Here is an 18,588-nt window from a genome sequence, read left to right as displayed (position 1 = left end):
TTCTAGTTTGAAAAAGTTAATTTAAAATCTTCCAGATTATTTTCATCATCATTCCTTTCAAAAATTTTGCAAAAAGCTTTGATGACTCTTTCACCAGAGTCAACTTGCTCTAGTGGATCTTTCCTTAAGCGATGTCTAAGAGAGCAGGAAATGACTTTTGCTACATCTTCTTCAGTAACTTCATTTCTGCCTTCAAAGGCTGCAAGTGCTCTTGAGGCTCTATTGGTGACAATGTCCCCCCTTAATCCATCAACATCAAGTTCTCCACAAATTGCAGATATTTTCAATCTAAGGTCTTCATCAATATTTACTTCTTGAAGTCTATTTTGAGCCTCTATTACTTTTGCTTGAAGAGAATCTTGGGTTGATTTCTTTTGGAGTGAAAATTCCTCAGGGTCATTATCAAATGCAGTTCTTTGATCAACGACTTGGACTCTTAATTCAGCCTCTCTGACAGTGCAAACCTCAACACTCATACCAAATCGGTCCAGTAACTGAGGTCTGAGTTCCCCTTCCTCAGGGTTACCTGATCCTATTAAAACAAATCTAGCTGGGTGTCTTACCGATACTCCCTCTCTTTCCACAGTATTCCAACCAGATGCCGCAGAATCGAGAAGAACATCAACTAAATGATCATCAAGCAAATTAACTTCATCAACATAAAGCAAACCTCTATTTGCTTTTGCTAAAAGACCAGGCTCAAAGGCCCTTACTCCCTCACTAAGAGCTTTCTCAATATCTATAGTTCCGCAAAGTCTATCTTCAGTAGCTCCAAGAGGTAAATCGACCATTGGAACTTGACTGTCCTGAGTTGATAAAGATTCTCCTTGATCAATGCGTTGACGAACTTCTGTACTTTGTAAATCAGGATCAGTTGGAGAGCTGTTGTAGGGGTCTCCTTCTACTGTTTGTATCGCTGGGAGTAAATCTGCAAGTGCCCTTATGGTCGTGGTTTTTCCCGTTCCCCGGTCGCCCATTATCATTACCCCCCCAATCCTGGGATCAATTACATTTAGCAAAAGAGCTAATTTCATTTCCTCTTGCCCGATCACGGCTGTGAAAGGGAAAACTCTGCGCTTCCTGGAAGAACTCACTGGCTGTAGTTTTTGTTGTTTTATATTTTTCCATAAGTAGGTTACAAGCGAACTGTTTACTTGCTCAATAAATGCCAGGTTAAGATTGGTAATTCTTCTTGTTTGTTTTCATTGATTCGGACTTGATGAAATCAATGAATGATTTGGATATCTCTCTAATCAAATCAGCAGACCTAGTGTCGTTGAAAGGTCCCTTGACGTTGATACCTACATAGGCCTTTACTCCGTCAGGCATTTCAATTAAGGCTACATCCGCATAAGTAGTGCCAATATCACCGGTTTTATTAAAAACTCTGTAACCCTTGATCAGTAATTGATAATCAACATTATTTCCATTGACCCCAAGTGAATTCAATATTCCTTTTGGTATAAGATTATTTGATTTTGAAGTGCTCATAATGTCTCTAAACAAATCTCTTTGCTGAAGGCTTGTAAAAACCCCTGAATCTATTAACGCTATTGACTGAATAAGGTCTTTTACTGTTGATACATTTGTTCCTTCTAAATCAGGTAATAAATTATTGATTTTTGTTTGAGTAAGACCCATTGAAATAAAACTTTGATTTACCTCATCAATTCCACCAAGACGATCTATTAATAGATTTGTGGCAGTATTATCACTAACTCTGATCATTTCGGTTGCTAATTCATATACAGGAAAAAAACTTCCGGGTTTTTCATATGCAATCCAACCAGCCCCCCCTCCAATGAGACTTTCTTCTAATTTGATTGTCTCATTTAAATAAATTTTTTTTCTATCAATCATATTAAGTACTGATAATAGTATTGGGATTTTTATAGTGCTGGCGGATGATATTTCCTTATCACCATCAAATTCAGCAAACAAATTTTTTCCAGGAAGTAAAATATAGGCACTTGTCTCAAGATCTTTATTTTGTTCTGCAAGCTGTTTTATTTTTTCGCTAAGTAATTTTATTTCTTTAGGATTTGTATTAATTTTATTGGATTCAATAAATCTATTGTTTTTTATATCTTCTATATAATTTTTTGAAAGACTTGTTTGCATTTTATTAACTTGTTTTAAAGAAAATAATTTTATTAATGAGCCAGAAATTATTCCAAGGCTAATTCCAGAAAGGATTATGTTAATAAAAAATTTGATGTATTTATTCAATTTTTTCTATTAGGTTTATGAAACTATTTAGATTTTAGCCTGAAAAGTTATGGCTTTAAAAAAATAATTATTTTTTTAAAGCCCATCTGAATTGTCTAATAATCCCTCTCATTAATGCGACTTCCTTTTTTCGTATTTCAGATCTTAGAAAAAAACTTTTTAATTTATTCATTCGCGCTGAGGCTGTGTGCTCTATGAGAAATCCTGTATCAAGAAGAAGATCCTGGGCATCTTTTAAAAAACTATCTAATTCGCTGGGTGGACAAGGATCATTTTTTAATGATCTTTTTTCTTTAAAATTCGATTTTTTGAAATTTTTTATTTGATAGAGAATAATTGCTACTGCATGAGAAAGATTGAGAGAGGGATTTTCCTCTGAGATGCTAAGACTGATTACTTTTTGGGCAAGTAATAATTCTTGATTTTTAAGACCTTTATCTTCTCTCCCAAAAACGAGTGCAATTGATGTTTCGGATGAACTTTCGCTTATCCACTCGGCAACTTCAGTATCAGTATGCAAAGGTATTTCTCCATGATTTATTCTTCCGCAAGTCGCAATAATGCGGGTGCAGTCAGAAATTGCATCTAAAAGGGAGTGGTAAATCGTTGCTTTTTTAAGCAGATCTTTTCCCTTGACAGCCATTCTGCTTGCTTCAAGAGAATTTATCTCGCAACGGGGAGAAACAATTCTAAGTTCATTTATTCCAAAGTTATTGCAAAGTCTTGCTACGCTTCCAACATTCACTTCCCCTCTCGGTTCAACAAGCACAAGCTTAATTTGCTTAAGGTTCATATGGAGTTAATTAAAGTGAATGCATGTATGCCAGCAAATCGGCCATTGATTGTGGATCAATCTCAAAACTTGGCATAGGCGGAGTTAGTCCTTTTACAACTTGATTGACAATTTTTCCATCGCTAAGTCTTGAGGTTGCCCCATGTAAGTCAGGACCAACTAAACCTTGACCCGATATTCCATGGCATCCGACACAATTTGTTTTGAAGATTCGGTTCCCTTTGCTAATCGAACCCTCTGATCTGAGAGTAACTGAGATGAATGGATCAGAATGATAATTCCCAAAAAACCAAAAAATTAAAAATAGAGAGAAAGCAACACCAGCAGGCAGAAAAAACCTAACCAGAGTTGTTTTAAGGAATGTATTTAATTGCACTGATGATGAAGGAACTATCACAAAATCATGTACGACGTGGGAGAATCATGTTTAATAGGACAAAAGCATAAAAAAATGATTGAACCTCTTTTATGCGGAATCGTTTTAGGTCTGGTTCCAATAACAATATTAGGCCTTTTCGTGGCGGCATGGAATCAATACCGAAGAGGTAGCGCTATGCCGGATTGGGAGTGAGGAATACAATTCCCACATTCCCATAATTCTTTTGCTTGGTTTTTTTCCACTTATTTGATATTTGAAACATTTCTCTAGTTGCGTATTCGCAAATAACTATTGTTTTTTCTTTAATCCATTCTCCTAATATCAAGTTTTCAAGAGTAATTTCATATAAATTTGAATTAAAAGGTGGATCCAGGTAGACAAAATCAAATCTAAAGTCAATTTTTGGAAATTTACTAATAAATTTAGATGAGTTGTATTTACATCCTAACTTTAAAGTTTTTATTACCTCTGCATGAATAACCTCGTGATGGAAATTTTCAGAAGAATTAATAGATATAGATTTTATATTTGATAGACATATCTTAGATGTTTTTTTATCACCTTCAATAGACAAGACTCTAAAAGCTCCACTCTGAATTGCCTCACAGCTAATAGAACCAGTTCCGCTGTATAGATCCAACCAACTGCAATCAGAAATATCATCTTTAAGAATATTAATAAGAGCCTCTCTAACTTTTCCAGTCGTAGGTCTTGTTTGAAGTCCTTTTGGACTTATTAAAGTTTTGCCTCCTAAGAGTTTGATATTATTATTCAATTTTTAACTATTGATTTTTCAACCATTTAACCCATTGAGATAAAATCAAATGGCCAGTTTTACCTGATTTCTCTGGATGGAATTGACAAGCACCAACATTATTTTTCCAAACGATTGCTGTTAGTTTAGTATTGCCATAAGGGACAGATGCAGCTAAATCTTTTTCTTCTGAGACGATTGCTGAATAGGAATGAACAAAATACACCCATTGATGTTTATTTTCATCTGCTATTAATGGACAATTCCTTTCGCTTTTAAGTTTGCCCCAGCCCATATGAGGTATTTTTTCATCTTTAAAATGTGGTATTTTTTTTACTTTACCTTTGAATAGACCCAGACCTTTATTTGTCCCCTCTTCACTGTAATCAAAAAGAAGCTGTAAGCCCAAACATATTCCTAATAAGGGCTTTTCACTCTTTACCCAGTCTAATAGATATGGGACTAATGTTGTTTTCTCTAAATTCTTTATAGCAGGGTCAAAAGAGCCAACTCCAGGTAGAATCAATGCATCAAATTTATGCATTTTTTCTGGAGATTTGAACCTTGTAAGGGATATGTCTAATCGTTTAAAACTTTGCTCTACAGAGTGTAGATTTCCCATCCCATAATCAATTAGGCCAATATTCACATTTACTCCAAATATGTAAGGCTTAAATTAAGCAAAATTGTCATTTTTTTTATTCTTCGATCTACAAATGTTTTGAAATTGTTCCAGAGAGTGTCGCTTTTGGTACAGCTCCTACAACTGTGTCTACTTTTTGTCCTCCTTTAAAAATCATAAGAGTTGGAATACTTCTTATTCCATATTGGCTGGCAACGTTGGGATTTTCGTCAGTGTTTAATTTAAATACTTTGATCTTCCCCTCGAAATCCTTTGAAATCTCCTCGACAATTGGAGCCACCATTCTGCAAGGGCCGCACCATGGAGCCCAAAAATCCACGAGAACAGGTACGTTGCTCTGGAGGACTTCCTGTTCAAAGGAAGAATCTGTAACAGCAGGAGCGCTTGACATACCTTTTGAATTTACGAAAGAAGTTTTATATCTAACATTTTGCCTGATAAATGAGATGCTGCCATCACTTGTATTAACTTTGACCGTTTGCTAGCAAAAAACAAAAAGCCCGAACATGTCGGGCAAGGGTGTGTGAGGAGTGTGTGGGCCTAAGCCAACACTTCTTAATTCTACTCCTACTTAAATTTCACATATCTGGTAAACCTAAAAAAAGTCTTATTTTCCCATCCCAAGTTGTTGGGCTTTTTGATAAATCTTTCCTTCTGTAAGGAGAGACGGTGCGATAACAATCTCAACTTGTTGCATTTCTTTAATTGTTTTTGCCCCGAGGGTACCCATTGATGTTTTCAGAGCTCCAAGAAGATTGTGGGTTCCATCATCCAAAAGTGCAGGACCTTTTAGAATCCTTTCGAGACTTCCCGTCGAACCAACTTTAATTCGGGTACCACGCGGAAGAACAGGACTAGGGGTAGCCATTCCCCAGTGATAACCATTCCCAGGGGCTTCATTCGCTCTTGCAATAGGAGATCCGATCATTACAGCATCTGCCCCGCAAGCAATGCATTTGCAAATATCTCCACCGTTAACAATTCCCCCATCTGCTAAGACAGGGACGTACTTTCCAGTTTCTTTATAGAAATCATCTCTAGCAGCAGAACAGTCCGCTACGGCAGTTGCCTGTGGAATCCCAACACCCAGTACACCTCTAGAAGTGCATGCCGCGCCAGGACCTATTCCAACGAGTATTCCAGCCGCCCCAGCTTTTAATAGATTATGAGCGACTTGATAAGTAACGCAATTCCCTACTACAACAGGTATCCCAAAATTATTGCAGAGATCCTTTATGTCCAAATTCTGATTACCTTGCCTGCCCAGGTGTTCAGTTGAAACAACAGTTGCCTGCAGAAAGAATAGATCTGCACCAGCGTCCTTAATTGTTTGTCCATGTTCAATAGCTGCCAGAGGAGTGCTGCTGACGCTTGCTATTCCGCCTAATTTTTTTATTTCCTTGATTCTTTTTGTTATCAGATCTTTTTTTATCGGTGAACTATAAATATCCTGCATTAATGGCACAAATTCTTCTTTTGATACGCTGCCTATTTTTTCAAGTATTGGTTTTGGATCTTCGTATCTTGTCTGTACTCCCTCGATATTAAGAACACCCATTGCGCCAAGCTTTGATAGAGAGGCAGCCATTTCAACATCTACAACTCCATCCATTGCACTTGCAATAATGGGTACTTCTCTTTTGATTCCTCCGATTTCCCAGCTGGTGTCAGTTACCATTGGATCAATAGTTTTGGATCCAGGTACAAGAGCTATTTCATCGATCCCATAAGCTCGACGAACAGTTTTGTTGTGTCCAATTTTAATATTCACATTTGGCTAAATAATGTGAAGTAAAACTACCAACTGACGAGTAAAAAGCTGTAATTAATCTGAATATATGATTAAAAATCTGCATTTGCGGATCATTGCAGTCCAAATTCGTTTTTGATTAGAACTTGCATCAAATTATGTTTCTTTATATTGGAAAAATATAAATGATTTATCCAAATAATAACTACTGCCGTTGCCTTTTATAATTAATAAGTCTAGTAATTGTTTCCAGGTAATTGCTCGCAGCGGTTATAGGCTTTATTATCTAACCTGTAATTTGATTAATAATTCTTGATTCCTGGTATTGAAATAAATCCTCTTAAGATTCATTTTGATATCTAAAATATATTATTAATTAGACTTGCAATGCCCGTACTTAAAAGGTTGATCTGCTTTGATGATGATATTGATTCTTGCGAAAAACTTTAATCTGGATGATTGCTTGTCAATTTACTGATTTATTTGGTCATATTGGCTTGGCGAGTGTGTTTTTGTGACTCTTTTGTTACCGAATTGGGTATTTAAATTTAGAAAACAAGATTTTCGTGTGCGTTAAGCGTCAAGAAAGAGACGAAAGTACGCTTATTTGGACAAAATTGGTATCCACAAGTGAATTATCGATATATCGTAGGGACCGGTTAACCCCTCTTTCATGGCTGATCCAATGGGACCAGTAAATAGTGGTCCTGAAGATTCGGATAATCGGATCATCCAGACAGATTTAAGAAACGAGATGTCGCGTTCCTATTTGGAATATGCGATGAGTGTAATTGTTGGGAGAGCTCTCCCCGACGCCAGAGATGGTCTTAAACCTGTGCACAGGAGAATTCTCTATGCAATGTATGAATTGGGTTTGACCAGTGATAGGCCATATAGAAAATGTGCACGTGTCGTTGGAGAGGTTTTAGGCAAATACCACCCTCATGGCGATACAGCGGTTTATGACGCTCTTGTGAGGATGGCGCAAGACTTTTCAATGCAAATGCCCCTCATCGATGGGCATGGAAATTTTGGATCGGTGGATAATGATCCCCCTGCGGCGATGAGGTACACGGAATCCCGTTTGCAGTCTCTTACAACAGATAGTCTTCTTGAGGATATTGAATCTGAGACTGTTGACTTTATTGATAACTTTGATGGATCTCAGCAGGAACCAACAGTTTTACCGGCACGCATACCTCAGCTTTTACTAAATGGCTCCTCAGGAATTGCGGTAGGAATGGCAACAAATATCCCTCCTCATAATCTGGGAGAATTAATCGAAGGTATGAAGGCTTTAATTGTCGATCCAGATATATCTGATCAGGAATTAATGAATATTATTACAGGTCCCGATTTTCCCACGGGTGGTCAAATACTTGGCAAAAATGGAATCAAGGAAACCTATCTGTCTGGCAGGGGTTCAATAACAATGAGAGGTGTAGCTGCAATTGAAACAATTGAAGTTACTGGTAGACCAGATAAAGACGCGGTTATTATCACTGAATTGCCGTACCAAACTAATAAAGCTGCTTTGATTGAAAGAATAGCCGATATGGTTAATGATAAAAAACTTGAAGGAATAAGTGATATTAGAGATGAAAGTGATCGGGATGGCATGAGAGTAGTAGTTGAATTAAGGAGAGACGCCTATCCACAGGTAGTATTAAATAATCTTTTTAAACTTACTCCTCTTCAAAGTAATTTTAGCGCGAATATGCTGGCCCTTGTTAATGGTGAGCCCTTGACTTTATCGCTGAGAAAAATGCTCGAAGTGTTTTTGGGTTTTCGAGTTGAAACTATTGAAAAAAGAACAAAGTATCTATTGACAAAAGCAGAGGAGAGGGATCATTTGCTTTTGGGATTATTGCTGGCGCTGAATAATCTTGATGAAATAATTCAGTTGATTAGATCGGCTCCAGATAGTGCGATTGCTAAACAAAAGTTACAGGAAAATCATGGTTTAACGGAGACTCAATCCGATGCAATACTCCAAATGCAGTTAAGACGTTTGACAGCTTTAGAGTCAGAAAAAATAAGAAAAGAACATGAAGACCTATTAGTTAAAATAGAAGATTTAAAAGACATACTTAATAGAAAAGAAAGAGTCCTTGCCATTATTCAAGAAGAACTTTCTGCCCTGTATGAAAAATATAATTGTCCTCGTAGAACAGAAATATTGAATCTTGGCGCAGGGCTTGAGGATATTGATTTAATAGCTAATGAAAGATCGGTCGTTCTTTTAACAGAGACAGGTTATTTAAAAAGAATGCCTGTAAGTGAATTTGAAGCAACAAGTAGAGGTACTCGAGGTAAAGCTGGAACTCGTAGCCATGGTGAGGAGGAAGTTAAATTGTTTATAAGTTGTAATGACCATGACACTTTATTGTTGTTCAGTGATAGAGGTGTTTCATATGCCTTGCCTGCATATAGGGTACCTCAGTGTAGTCGTGCGGCTAAAGGGACCCCCATAGTACAGTTATTGCCAATCCCTCGCGAAGAGGCGATTACCTCTCTCTTATCAGTTTCTTCTTTTGATGAAGATAAACATCTTTTAATGCTCACAAAAGGTGGCTTTATAAAAAGGACGTCTCTTTCTGCTTTCAATAAGATTAGATCTAATGGATTGATTGCCATTGGTCTTGAAGAGGGTGACGCCTTGACATGGGTCCGTTTGGCTGTTGCTGGGGATAGTGTTCTTATTGGCTCCAAAGCTGGTATGACTATTCATTTCCGTCTAAATGAAGATGAGTTAAGACCTCTTGGAAGAACTGCTAGAGGGGTTAGGGCAATGAATCTAAGATCTGGTGATTCATTGGTAAGTATGGATGTTCTGCCTGTCGAACTTGCTGATCGTATTGATAGAACACCAGAAGAAAATGAAACAGGAAATGGATTAACTTCCAATGAAGGGCCTTGGGTTTTGGTTGCATCTGCCAATGGTCTTGGGAAAAGAGTACCTGTCACTCAATTCAGACTTCAAAAAAGAGCTGGTATGGGATTAAGAGCAATGAAATTTAGACTTGATGGTGATGCTCTTGTCGGATTAAAAGTACTTGGACAAGGTGAAGAACTTTTATTAGTAAGCGAGCGTGGAGTAATAGTAAGAACTAGTGCTGATAATATTTCTCAACAATCGCGAGCTGCTACTGGTGTTCGAATACAACGCCTTGACCCTGGAGACAAGTTATCTGAAATGGTTTTGGTCCCTCATGAATCTGAAGAAGAAGATGCAAATGATATTGATGAACCAAGTGCAAATGATATCTCGCTGCCAAAAAAGAATTCCTCTGATTGAAATTGGAAAATACTACCGACGTATTAGTAATGGGAGCTGGACCTGCAGCGTTATGTATAGCTTCGGAACTAATTCAACAAGGGTTAAAAGTTAAGGCCATAGCCTCGATCTCTCCTGAAACGCCATGGTCTAATACATATGGAATTTGGGCTGAGGAACTTGAATCACTTGGTATGGAGTCTTTATTGGAACATAGATGGTCTAATACTGTAAGTTTTTTTGGCAAATCAAAAGCCATTGACATCGATGGGAATCTCCCCACTAAGCATGATTTTGACTATGGGCTTTTTAATTCTGTTGCTCTGCAGAAGGCACTCCTGAAAAAATGTCTAGGCTTAAAATGGGATGTACAGACAGTCGAAGAGATAGGTTTTGTAAACTCAAAAACTCTAGTTACTTGTACTTCAGGTGAGACATATATAGCCCGAGTAGTTATAGATGCGATAGGTCATAAAAGCCCTTTTATTTTAAGACCAAATAAAGGACCTGTTGCCCAACAAGCGGCCTATGGAATAGTTGGTCGTTTTAGTCGTCCTCCTGTTGAGAAAGATCAATTTGTGTTGATGGACTTTAGGCCTGATCATCTTAATTGCAAAGAGAAGTCCGAACCCCCATCTTTTTTGTATGCAATGGATTTTGGTGAAAATGTATTTTTTGTTGAAGAAACATCTTTGGCTTGTTATCCACCATTATCTAAAGAACTTTTAGAGAAAAGACTTTACTCCAGACTTGCTTATAGAGGTATTCAAATTGAGGAAATTTTCCATGAAGAGAACTGTTTATTTCCAATGAATTTACCTCTTCCTTATTTAAACCAATCACTTTTGGCTTTTGGAGGTTCTGCAAGTATGGTGCATCCTGCATCAGGTTATATGGTTGGAGCATTGTTGAGAAGAGCTCCAACCTTGGCAAAGGCTATTGCTGATGCAATTAATTTAAAACCTGAGTTGAGCTCGAAGGATTTGGCAAAACTAGGCTGGCAATCTCTCTGGAATCCTGAACTTGTTCAAAGACATAGGCTTTATCAGTTTGGATTGAAAAGACTAATGAGCTTTGAAGAATCATTATTAAGAAAGTTCTTCATAGCATTTTTTAAGCTACCCAAAAAAGATTGGTCTGGTTTTTTGGCTAATACTTTACCGCTTCCAAAATTAATCATAGTAATGTTGAGGCTTTTTTATATGGCCCCTAATGATGTTCGACTTGGAATGATTGGCCTTAACTAATAATGATTCTTAATCCAGTCACTTGTCATGATTGATGGAAATAAAGAATCTTCTTCTTCTATTTTTTTTAAATCTTCAGTAGATATAGATTCAAAACCATCAATTAATTTGTATAGACTCCAAAATCTTTGTAGGTGAAGGTTAATTCTGTCCTTAGCTAATTGCGTGGTTGTCCCAGCTCTAATAATAAAACTCCAATCTGAGGATTGAGCTAATAGCAACTCTCGACCTGCTTGTTCAAGAAGTTTCATCTCCGTACTATTACTGACAGTCGAGGAGCACTTTTTAATAAAAGCACTTGATGCTTTATTCCATTCAGGGATTATCCAAGAATTACTATCATTACTCCAATAATTGTGATATCCTCCCTGCCCCCAGCTTGATGGAGATGGCTCGCAAAGTTGGATATTTGGACTATTTGATAGTTGATCAATAAGTCGGGTAAAAGCAATACCTTCATTTTTTGATTGAGAGAAGATTTCGGCTAAGAATTGTGGCCCTTCAAACCACCAATGACCAAAAAGTTCTGCATCAAAAGGTGCGACAAGTATTGGTTCAATACCAGACACATTAATCAATTGATCAAGTTGTTTTCGTCTAGCCCGCAAATAATCTTTTGCATGTTTTTTTATTATTACTTTTGCTTTCTGGGGCTCATAAAATTCTTTATTTGCAAGAGGCAGACTTTGACTTGTAACTTTATAGAACTTAAGACTTAAAGGTCTGGGTTCATTAATGCCAACCTTCTTTAGTTGATCTTTATCTAAATCCCAACCAAGATCTCTATGGAATTCTCTATACTCAGGGTGACCAGGATAACCTTGTGTTGCTGACCAAACTGGCAAAGTTGACTTGCTATCTCTTCCAAAAAAAGCCACCCCATTTTTGCTGCAAATAGGTGCATATAATCCGTATCTAGGCCGGGGAGTAGCATGAAGTAAGCCATGTCCATCAAGAACGGCATATCTAAGTCCAGCATCTACCATTAATGAGTCAAGACCTTCGTAATAAGCACATTCCGGGAGCCATATTCCTAGTGGTGCTTGACCGATTAAACGTGTATGCTCTCTTGAGGCGGTTCTTAATTGTCCAATAATTGATTCAGGGTTTTCTCTCAGAAGTGGAAGGTACCCATGAGTTGCGGCACAGGTTAAAAGATCAATTGTTTTTTGTTTTTGCAGACTCGCAAACTTTGAGATTAAATCTCCTTGACAATTCTCCCAAATTATTAACTGCTCCTCGATGAAACTATATGAATATCTTGCGATGTGATCATGAGAATTAGGAAGATTTTTAAGTAATTCCAACCTTATTTTTATCCAACTTGGGAAACGGTTCTTCAATTCTTGACAATCAAAAAGTGATAAAAGGGTTGGGGATAGGCTAAGGGTAAGCTTGGGATCTTGATCTTTGCATGATGACGATTCCTGAAGGATATTGATCAATGGAAGGTAACATTCTAGTAAAGCTTGAAAAAACCAATCTTCCTCCAACGATCCAGGTTCAGATGACCTCACATATGGCAAGTGAGCATGAAGTACAAAAGCTAGTTTCCCTTTTTGCAACTTTTAGATCAACAAAAGGTTGATTTGAATTTATTTTGGAATAGATATTACGATTTTGTCAGACTTTTTTAGATTAAAAGATTTTTTTTCATTTAATTCTTAATTATTCCATCTCTTTGAACATCTTGAGGTGATAAATGATGAGAATTGAATTGGTCAAATTATATTAATCATTAGTATTTTTTAACTTAAGCATAAAAAATCAATTACAATGATTGATAAATTTACCAATCAACTTGAAAATTTGAAGTTGTTATGGCAAAAGATCCAGGGCGAGTTTTGATTTTTGATACCACCTTGAGAGATGGTGAACAATCTCCGGGTGCAAGCCTTAATTTAGAAGAAAAACTTGCCATAGCTCAACAACTTGCGAGGTTAGGAGTTGATGTAATTGAGGCAGGTTTCCCTTTTGCAAGCCAAGGAGATTTTGCTGCTGTTCAGAAAATTGCTGAGATAGTTGGTGGGGATGATGGGCCAATTATTTGTGGATTATCCAGGGCCTCAAAATCAGATATAAAAGCCTGTGCCGATGCGATTTCACCTGCTCCCAGGAAGAGAATACACACATTTATCGCTACTAGTGACATTCATCTTGAGCATAAGCTTCGGAAAACAAGAGATGAGGTTTTGGAAATAGTTCCTGAAATGGTTAATTATGCTAAAAGTCTCGTAGATGATGTTGAATTTTCCTGTGAGGACGCAGCTAGAAGTGATCCAGAGTTTCTTTTTGAGGTTATTGAAAAGGCCATAGCTGCAGGCGCAGGCACAATCAATATTCCCGATACGGTTGGCTACACGACTCCTTCTGAATTTGGCAGCCTGATAGCAGATATCAATAAAAATGTAAGAAATATGGATGAAGCCATACTCTCTGTTCATGGACATAATGATCTTGGTTTGGCTGTGGCAAATTTCCTTGAGGCTGTAAAGAACGGAGCTCGTCAACTCGAGTGCACTATCAACGGGATTGGAGAAAGAGCGGGAAATGCTGCCCTTGAGGAATTAGTTATGTGTCTTCATGTACGAAAGGGCTATTTTAATAGCTTTTTTGGTAGGGAAGTCGATTGTCCTACTCCTTTGACTGCTATTCGGACTGAAGAAATAACTAAAACTTCCAGACTGGTTTCAAATTTAACTGGAATGATAGTTCAGCCAAATAAGTCCATTGTCGGTGCAAATGCTTTTGCTCATGAATCTGGAATACATCAAGATGGAGTTCTTAAAAATCGACTTACCTACGAAATTGTTGATGCTAGAACAATCGGACTTACTGACAATAGGATTTCCTTAGGTAAGCTCAGCGGCAGAAGTGCAGTTAGAGCAAGACTAGAGGAACTTGGATATGACTTGAATAGGGAGGATTTAAATGATGCCTTTGCCAGATTCAAAGATCTTGCTGACAGAAAGAGAGAAATAACTGATCGAGATTTAGAGGCAATTGTTAGCGAACAAGTTCAACAACCAGAGTCCTTTTATCAGCTAAAACTCGTTCAAGTAAGTTGTGGTACTTCTCTAAAACCAACAGCAACTGTGACACTTATCGATCAAGAAGGAGCAGAAAAAACTTCAGTTTCTTTGGGGACAGGCCCTGTTGACGCTGTTGTTAGAGCTCTTGATTCTTTGGTTGGAATACCCAACGAATTAACCGAGTTTTCTGTTAAGTCAGTGACAGAGGGAATTGATGCTTTAGGGGAAGTAACTATAAGAGTTAGGTTTGAGAACAAGCTTTTTTCTGGTCATTCTGCAGACACAGATGTAGTTGTTGCTGCTGCTCAGGCATATACAAATGCAATTAACCGACTAGTGTCCTCTAGTAAAAATAAGCCTTTACCCTCTCCGAAAAACCAGTTAAAACCTACACAACATCAAACTATTTGACCTCAAATTCTATTTTCAGTAGTTTTACTCTTGTAATGTCATATGGGCCTGCATATATGATTCGATGGTGTTAGTTGGTGATTTATGGCTTTTGAGCAAAGTATTTATAGGCTTATCGGCTTGGATGGCAGGCCGCATAAAGTTTTAGACGCGCCATACGAGTCTCTTGAGGCGGCATTGGGAGCTGCAGAAATATGGATCAAACGTCAAGGACACAGTAATCTTCTGGGTGACAGTTCTATTGGAATAGAGGTCTTAACCAGTAATGGATCATGGAGAACAGTCAGATATCAGCATAATTCTGCCCAGTCAGCCTGATTTAAGATTTTATTGGTTTTAGGTAAGTTTAAATTTTATTTAATCTATTCTTTGCTATTTAAAAAGTTAGTTTTAAGATAATTCTTGACCTTAAAAAAAATTGGATAAAATTAACAAATTTATTAGGTGTAATTTACATTAGAAAATCATTTAGGACATCAACAGGTTATTTCAATCACTAAAACCTTTCTTTAACTTTGATTATTTCTCTGACATTTGATTAACTTAGTAGTAGAAAATTTTTCTTAATGCGAAGTTCTCTTAATGGTTACTGGACTTTTGCTTGGTTAGGCCTGCTAGCAAATATTGCTGCGATACCATTTATTGCTTTTGTAGTGAGTTCTGGTCCACCTTTAAAATGGGCAAACCTATGGTCTGCAGTTTTTCTTGGTTGGCCTGCTGCAGTTGTTGGAATCGTTGCTGCCTCAGCACTTTTTGCAGAGAGGCAATGGGGGGTAATCCTTTCAATTATTGCCTTATCAATGGCAGTCTCGGGAACGCTTCCTTATGGCATTTATAGATTAATCGAAGAGGGGGATTTGTTTGGTTTGAGTGGATTATCTTTGCTAATTGCACTTTTAAATCTCATTGCTTTAGTTTATTGGTGTAGGCCAGGTCATAGAAAAATACGACTTTAATTAAATTTTTAAATTATTATTACTTGAAGACTTTTTTTGAACTTATTGGATATTTGAGTCTTCTGTGCCTCATCCTTTTCCACACACGAACAAAACCTCTATTTATTAATTCAAGCTCTGCTCTTGAAAGATTACTATCTAAAAGTTGGCCATCTTTCTGGCGAGACTCGATTATTTTTTTAATAGTCGTACTTGCTTCAGACTCATTTGTGGAGCTATCTAATGATCTTAAAGCTGCTTCGCAACCGTCAGCAAGCATCAATATTGCAGTTTCTTTTGACCTTGGGATGGGCCCTTTGTATCTAAATTTTGCTTCTGAGACACTTGGGTCTCTCTGTCTTGCCTGATGAAGGAAATACCCCATTTTTAAAGTACCTTGGTGTTCTGGTATGAAGTCAGCAATTGGGCTTGGAAGACGATATCTTCTTGCAAGTTTTAGTCCTTCATCAACATGCGCTTGCAAAACTTCCGCACTTTTGTATGGATCGTTAATTTGATCATGTGGGTTTATTCCATCATCCTGATTTTCTATAAACCAATCAGGGGCATGTAACTTTCCTACATCGTGATAAAGAGCTCCTGTCCTAATTAAATCAATATCTGCTCCAATACTTCTCGCACCTTCCTCGGCAAGACCACAAATGGTTAATGTGTGTTCAAATGTGCCCGGTGCTTCTTTTGATAATCTTCTAAGTAGGGGTTTTTCCTGGTCCATTAATTCCATGAGTCTTGCATTTGTAAGAAGTCCAAATGTATTTTCAATAATTGGAATAAGTAGAATCGTAATCATTAACATCGCACTAACAAATATCGCCTCAGTAAAAAGACTCTCAGGGTTTTGAATAACATTTTCTTCGGGTAATATTTTATTCGAAATATCTCTATTAAAAAAGAACCACTCTGCAGCAAGAGCGACAAAAGGTACCAAAACAACAATTTGCAAAATCTGAGCTCTGCTTCTCATTCTTCCTCCAAGGAAAGCTACCAATGCTGAAGCGATTGATGCAATTATTAGACGCCCTTCTCCTATTCCACCAACAGGCATTGGCCATACAAGACTACCAATGGCCATCCAAGCAAGGGCAGTGGATGTTCCGATCCCCTGCGAGAGAAGTAAGGTAGGTGCTAAAAGTAAACCTAGGGGACTAATCGAAGCGCCGAACCAAATTTTACTAATTTGAACGATTAATAATAGACCAAGAGAAAGTAATGCTTGTCTTGCTTTTAATCGTGGTTTTTCTCGTCTTAAAATAAGAAGCAATATCCCACAAATAGCAAATACTTCAGTAAATTTAATAAACCAAATATATGGCCTTGGACTACTTTTTATCAATCCATAATGGGAAAGTATATCAAAGCGTTTTTGAGTTATTCTCTCTCCTTTTCTTATAATAATATCGCCTTGCTTTATAAGTGGATATTTTGGTATTACTTGTTCTGTAATTTGCTGTTCAAAGAGTTTCTGACTTCTATTTGGATCATGCCTTAGGTTACTTTTGCCGTAAAAAACATCAATTATTATATTTGTTCCTATATTTGAGAAATTATTTCCTTCACTTTTGAATTCAGAAAGTTGAGAGGATATAGATTCTCTCAATTGTTCTTTATCAAGATTCTTTACCAGTCCTTGACTTAGCATTCTTTTTGACACCAAGTTGATTCTTTTCCAGTAAATATCTCTTTCTTTTTGATTAATTTTTTTGAGCCAAATTTTTTCTTCTTCAGAAAGTCTGATTGGTAGGCGATCAATCTCATTTTTCTCTATGTATCTTTCAATTTTTCTTGTATTCTCAATAATTGTATTTAATAATTTCTTTGATTCTTTTTTATCAATGACTTGTACAAAAGTTAAAGAGAGAAGTTCGGAACGTTTTTTTTGAAGAGCAATACTGTCAGTTATAAGAGCTTCTTTAGGGGCTATTGCTTCGAAGGAAGATAAATCTCCAGGCTTAATATCTGGTACTGCAAGTAACTTGTAACTTGAAACAACTGCAGTAACTAGGCAAACAAGTAGTAGCCCTGCTTTGTCTGCAGATCCCCATTTAAGGAGAGATCTTTTTGGAGATTGGCTGCCTAGCCACATTCTCCAAATCTTTTTCAAGCTTGGTATTTTTGACACAGAGTTTGGAAGCAGAACATAAAGCTAGCTATTTATGAGATGCATGTTGTTATTGAGGTTGTTTGGGTCTTATGGGGATTACTCTCAACGGCAAAGAGCTCTCTAGGGAGATTGAGGAAAGGCTGACGCATGAAATTGATGTAGGTAAAGAAGTAGCGGGAAGGTCTCCTGGGCTTGCTGTCATAAGGGTAGGCAATGACCCTGCTAGCGGTGTTTATGTGAAAAATAAAGAAAAAGCATGCTCAAGAATAGGTATAAAAAGCTTTGGTCTGCATTTAGATCAACATACCTCGTCAGATGACTTAATTAATGAAATTAATAAACTTAACCAAAATACACTTGTTGATGGAATTCTTTTGCAATTGCCTCTCCCCAAGGGACTGGATTCTGATCAAATATTAAAATCAATCAAGCCTGACAAGGATGTTGACGGACTACATCCATTGAATTTGGGCAAATTATTAAAAGGAGAATATGGTCCGAGATCTTGCACTCCAGCTGGGATTATGGCACTGCTAGCTAAAAATCAGATTTCTATCGAGGGAAAACGTGCTGTGGTGATTGGAAGAAGTGTCTTGGTAGGTAAACCGATGGCATTAATGCTAGATGCAGCAAACGCTACAGTTACTATTGCTCACTCCAAAACAAAAAATTTGTCTCAAATCACCCAACAGGCTGAAATTTTGGTTGTAGCTGCAGGCCAACCAAAATTAATTGACCAAACTTTTGTTAAAGAGGGTGCTGTTGTTATTGATGTTGGTATTCATCGTGTCCAAAACGTTAATTCAAAAGAAGTAACCCAGTCCACTAAACTTTGTGGTGATGTTGACTATGACAAAGTCAGTTCAAAAATTAGTGCAATCACACCAGTCCCTGGAGGAGTTGGACCTATGACTGTTTCAATGCTATTGGTAAATACTGTAAAAATGTGGCAAAAGCATTGCGATTTGTCATTTACTCTTAGTGATCTTCTCCCATGAGGGACAAAGTCCTGAGAG

General features: G+C 37.3%; 17 protein-coding genes. 7 read left to right on the top strand and 10 right to left on the bottom strand.

Annotation, left to right across the window (positions count from 1 at the left end):
• Positions 1-2: 2 nt before the first annotated feature.
• The 4 genes from bchI to AC6EJA_RS03180 all read right to left on the bottom strand — a co-directional run bounded on the left by bchI (position 3) and on the right by AC6EJA_RS03180 (position 3,419).
• Positions 3-1,094, bottom strand: coding sequence for a magnesium chelatase ATPase subunit I (bchI, locus tag AC6EJA_RS03195; protein WP_498503150.1), 1,092 nt, complete (start codon positions 1,092-1,094; stop codon positions 3-5).
• 79 nt (positions 1,095-1,173) lie between these two features.
• Positions 1,174-2,121 carry a serine hydrolase gene (locus AC6EJA_RS03190; RefSeq protein ID WP_498503148.1) on the bottom strand — a complete coding sequence of 316 codons (948 nt, stop codon included), beginning with the start codon at positions 2,119-2,121 and terminating at the stop codon, positions 1,174-1,176.
• 175 nt (positions 2,122-2,296) lie between these two features.
• Positions 2,297-3,022, bottom strand: a complete 726-nt coding sequence (locus AC6EJA_RS03185) for an RNA methyltransferase (protein ID WP_498503147.1) — start codon at positions 3,020-3,022, stop codon at positions 2,297-2,299.
• 10 nt (positions 3,023-3,032) lie between these two features.
• Positions 3,033-3,419, bottom strand: coding sequence for a c-type cytochrome (locus AC6EJA_RS03180; protein WP_498503146.1), 387 nt, complete (start codon positions 3,417-3,419; stop codon positions 3,033-3,035).
• A gap of 54 nt (positions 3,420-3,473) precedes the next feature.
• Here AC6EJA_RS03180 and petG point away from each other — a divergent pair, with 54 nt between their 5' ends.
• Positions 3,474-3,593, top strand: a complete 120-nt coding sequence (gene petG, locus AC6EJA_RS03175; protein ID WP_036917974.1) for a cytochrome b6-f complex subunit V — start codon at positions 3,474-3,476, stop codon at positions 3,591-3,593.
• Here petG and rsmD read toward each other — a convergent pair.
• From rsmD to AC6EJA_RS03155, 4 genes are all read right to left on the bottom strand, one after another.
• A complete protein-coding gene (rsmD, locus tag AC6EJA_RS03170; RefSeq protein WP_498503144.1) occupies positions 3,574-4,176 on the bottom strand; it encodes a 16S rRNA (guanine(966)-N(2))-methyltransferase RsmD in 603 nt (200 codons plus the stop codon). The genes petG and rsmD overlap by 20 nt on opposite strands.
• Before the next feature lie 7 nt (positions 4,177-4,183).
• On the bottom strand, positions 4,184-4,777 hold the full coding sequence (gene hisH, locus AC6EJA_RS03165) for an imidazole glycerol phosphate synthase subunit HisH (protein WP_498503536.1): 594 nt from the start codon (positions 4,775-4,777) through the stop codon (positions 4,184-4,186).
• Positions 4,778-4,865: 88 nt separating this feature from the next.
• A complete protein-coding gene (gene trxA / locus AC6EJA_RS03160) occupies positions 4,866-5,189 on the bottom strand; it encodes a thioredoxin (protein ID WP_498503143.1) in 324 nt (107 codons plus the stop codon).
• 216 nt (positions 5,190-5,405) lie between these two features.
• Positions 5,406-6,569, bottom strand: a complete 1,164-nt coding sequence (locus AC6EJA_RS03155; protein WP_498503142.1) for a GuaB3 family IMP dehydrogenase-related protein — start codon at positions 6,567-6,569, stop codon at positions 5,406-5,408.
• 652 nt (positions 6,570-7,221) lie between these two features.
• Between AC6EJA_RS03155 and gyrA the strand changes: the two genes are divergently transcribed.
• Positions 7,222-9,846, top strand: a complete 2,625-nt coding sequence (gene gyrA, locus AC6EJA_RS03150) for a DNA gyrase subunit A (protein ID WP_498503141.1) — start codon at positions 7,222-7,224, stop codon at positions 9,844-9,846.
• A 29-nt stretch (positions 9,847-9,875) separates the two neighbouring features.
• On the top strand, positions 9,876-11,072 hold the full coding sequence (gene crtL / locus AC6EJA_RS03145; RefSeq protein WP_498503535.1) for a lycopene beta cyclase: 1,197 nt from the start codon (positions 9,876-9,878) through the stop codon (positions 11,070-11,072).
• Here the strand turns inward: crtL and AC6EJA_RS03140 are convergent.
• A complete protein-coding gene (locus AC6EJA_RS03140) occupies positions 11,069-12,637 on the bottom strand; it encodes a glycoside hydrolase family 57 protein (RefSeq protein ID WP_498503140.1) in 1,569 nt (522 codons plus the stop codon). The genes crtL and AC6EJA_RS03140 overlap by 4 nt on opposite strands.
• Positions 12,638-12,892: 255 nt before the next feature.
• Between AC6EJA_RS03140 and AC6EJA_RS03135 the strand changes: the two genes are divergently transcribed.
• From AC6EJA_RS03135 to AC6EJA_RS03125, 3 genes are all read left to right on the top strand, one after another.
• On the top strand, positions 12,893-14,515 hold the full coding sequence (locus AC6EJA_RS03135; RefSeq protein WP_498503138.1) for a 2-isopropylmalate synthase: 1,623 nt from the start codon (positions 12,893-12,895) through the stop codon (positions 14,513-14,515).
• An 84-nt stretch (positions 14,516-14,599) separates the two neighbouring features.
• Positions 14,600-14,833, top strand: a complete 234-nt coding sequence (locus tag AC6EJA_RS03130; RefSeq protein WP_498503136.1) for a hypothetical protein — start codon at positions 14,600-14,602, stop codon at positions 14,831-14,833.
• Between the two features lie 248 nt (positions 14,834-15,081).
• Positions 15,082-15,471 carry a hypothetical protein gene (locus tag AC6EJA_RS03125; RefSeq protein WP_498503135.1) on the top strand — a complete coding sequence of 130 codons (390 nt, stop codon included), beginning with the start codon at positions 15,082-15,084 and terminating at the stop codon, positions 15,469-15,471.
• Between the two features lie 19 nt (positions 15,472-15,490).
• On the opposite strand, the gene AC6EJA_RS03120 is transcribed toward AC6EJA_RS03125, so the two are convergent.
• On the bottom strand, positions 15,491-17,554 hold the full coding sequence (locus tag AC6EJA_RS03120) for an HDIG domain-containing metalloprotein (RefSeq protein WP_498503134.1): 2,064 nt from the start codon (positions 17,552-17,554) through the stop codon (positions 15,491-15,493).
• Positions 17,555-17,661: 107 nt separating this feature from the next.
• On the opposite strand from AC6EJA_RS03120, the gene folD reads away from it, so the two are divergent.
• A complete protein-coding gene (gene folD / locus AC6EJA_RS03115) occupies positions 17,662-18,570 on the top strand; it encodes a bifunctional methylenetetrahydrofolate dehydrogenase/methenyltetrahydrofolate cyclohydrolase FolD (protein ID WP_498503133.1) in 909 nt (302 codons plus the stop codon).
• The last annotated feature ends 18 nt before the right edge of the window (positions 18,571-18,588 follow it).

The sequence above is a fragment of the Prochlorococcus sp. MIT2309 genome (assembly GCF_059772305.1).
Note: the sequence above shows the minus strand (reverse complement) of the source record. Positions and strands in the feature narration are given on the sequence as shown.

Coding starts and splice junctions, on each gene's coding strand:
- AC6EJA_RS03125 (WP_498503135.1), top strand. CDS start 15,082: ATGCGAAGTTCTCTTAATGGTTACTGGACTTTTGCTTGGTTAGGCCTG.
- petG (WP_036917974.1), top strand. CDS start 3,474: ATGATTGAACCTCTTTTATGCGGAATCGTTTTAGGTCTGGTTCCAATA.
- AC6EJA_RS03185 (WP_498503147.1), bottom strand. CDS start 3,022: ATGAACCTTAAGCAAATTAAGCTTGTGCTTGTTGAACCGAGAGGGGAA.
- crtL (WP_498503535.1), top strand. CDS start 9,876: ATGGGAGCTGGACCTGCAGCGTTATGTATAGCTTCGGAACTAATTCAA.
- AC6EJA_RS03190 (WP_498503148.1), bottom strand. CDS start 2,121: ATGCAAACAAGTCTTTCAAAAAATTATATAGAAGATATAAAAAACAAT.
- AC6EJA_RS03135 (WP_498503138.1), top strand. CDS start 12,893: ATGGCAAAAGATCCAGGGCGAGTTTTGATTTTTGATACCACCTTGAGA.
- hisH (WP_498503536.1), bottom strand. CDS start 4,777: ATGGGAAATCTACACTCTGTAGAGCAAAGTTTTAAACGATTAGACATA.
- folD (WP_498503133.1), top strand. CDS start 17,662: ATGGGGATTACTCTCAACGGCAAAGAGCTCTCTAGGGAGATTGAGGAA.
- trxA (WP_498503143.1), bottom strand. CDS start 5,189: ATGTCAAGCGCTCCTGCTGTTACAGATTCTTCCTTTGAACAGGAAGTC.
- AC6EJA_RS03130 (WP_498503136.1), top strand. CDS start 14,600: ATGGCTTTTGAGCAAAGTATTTATAGGCTTATCGGCTTGGATGGCAGG.
- gyrA (WP_498503141.1), top strand. CDS start 7,222: ATGGCTGATCCAATGGGACCAGTAAATAGTGGTCCTGAAGATTCGGAT.
- AC6EJA_RS03120 (WP_498503134.1), bottom strand. CDS start 17,554: ATGTGGCTAGGCAGCCAATCTCCAAAAAGATCTCTCCTTAAATGGGGA.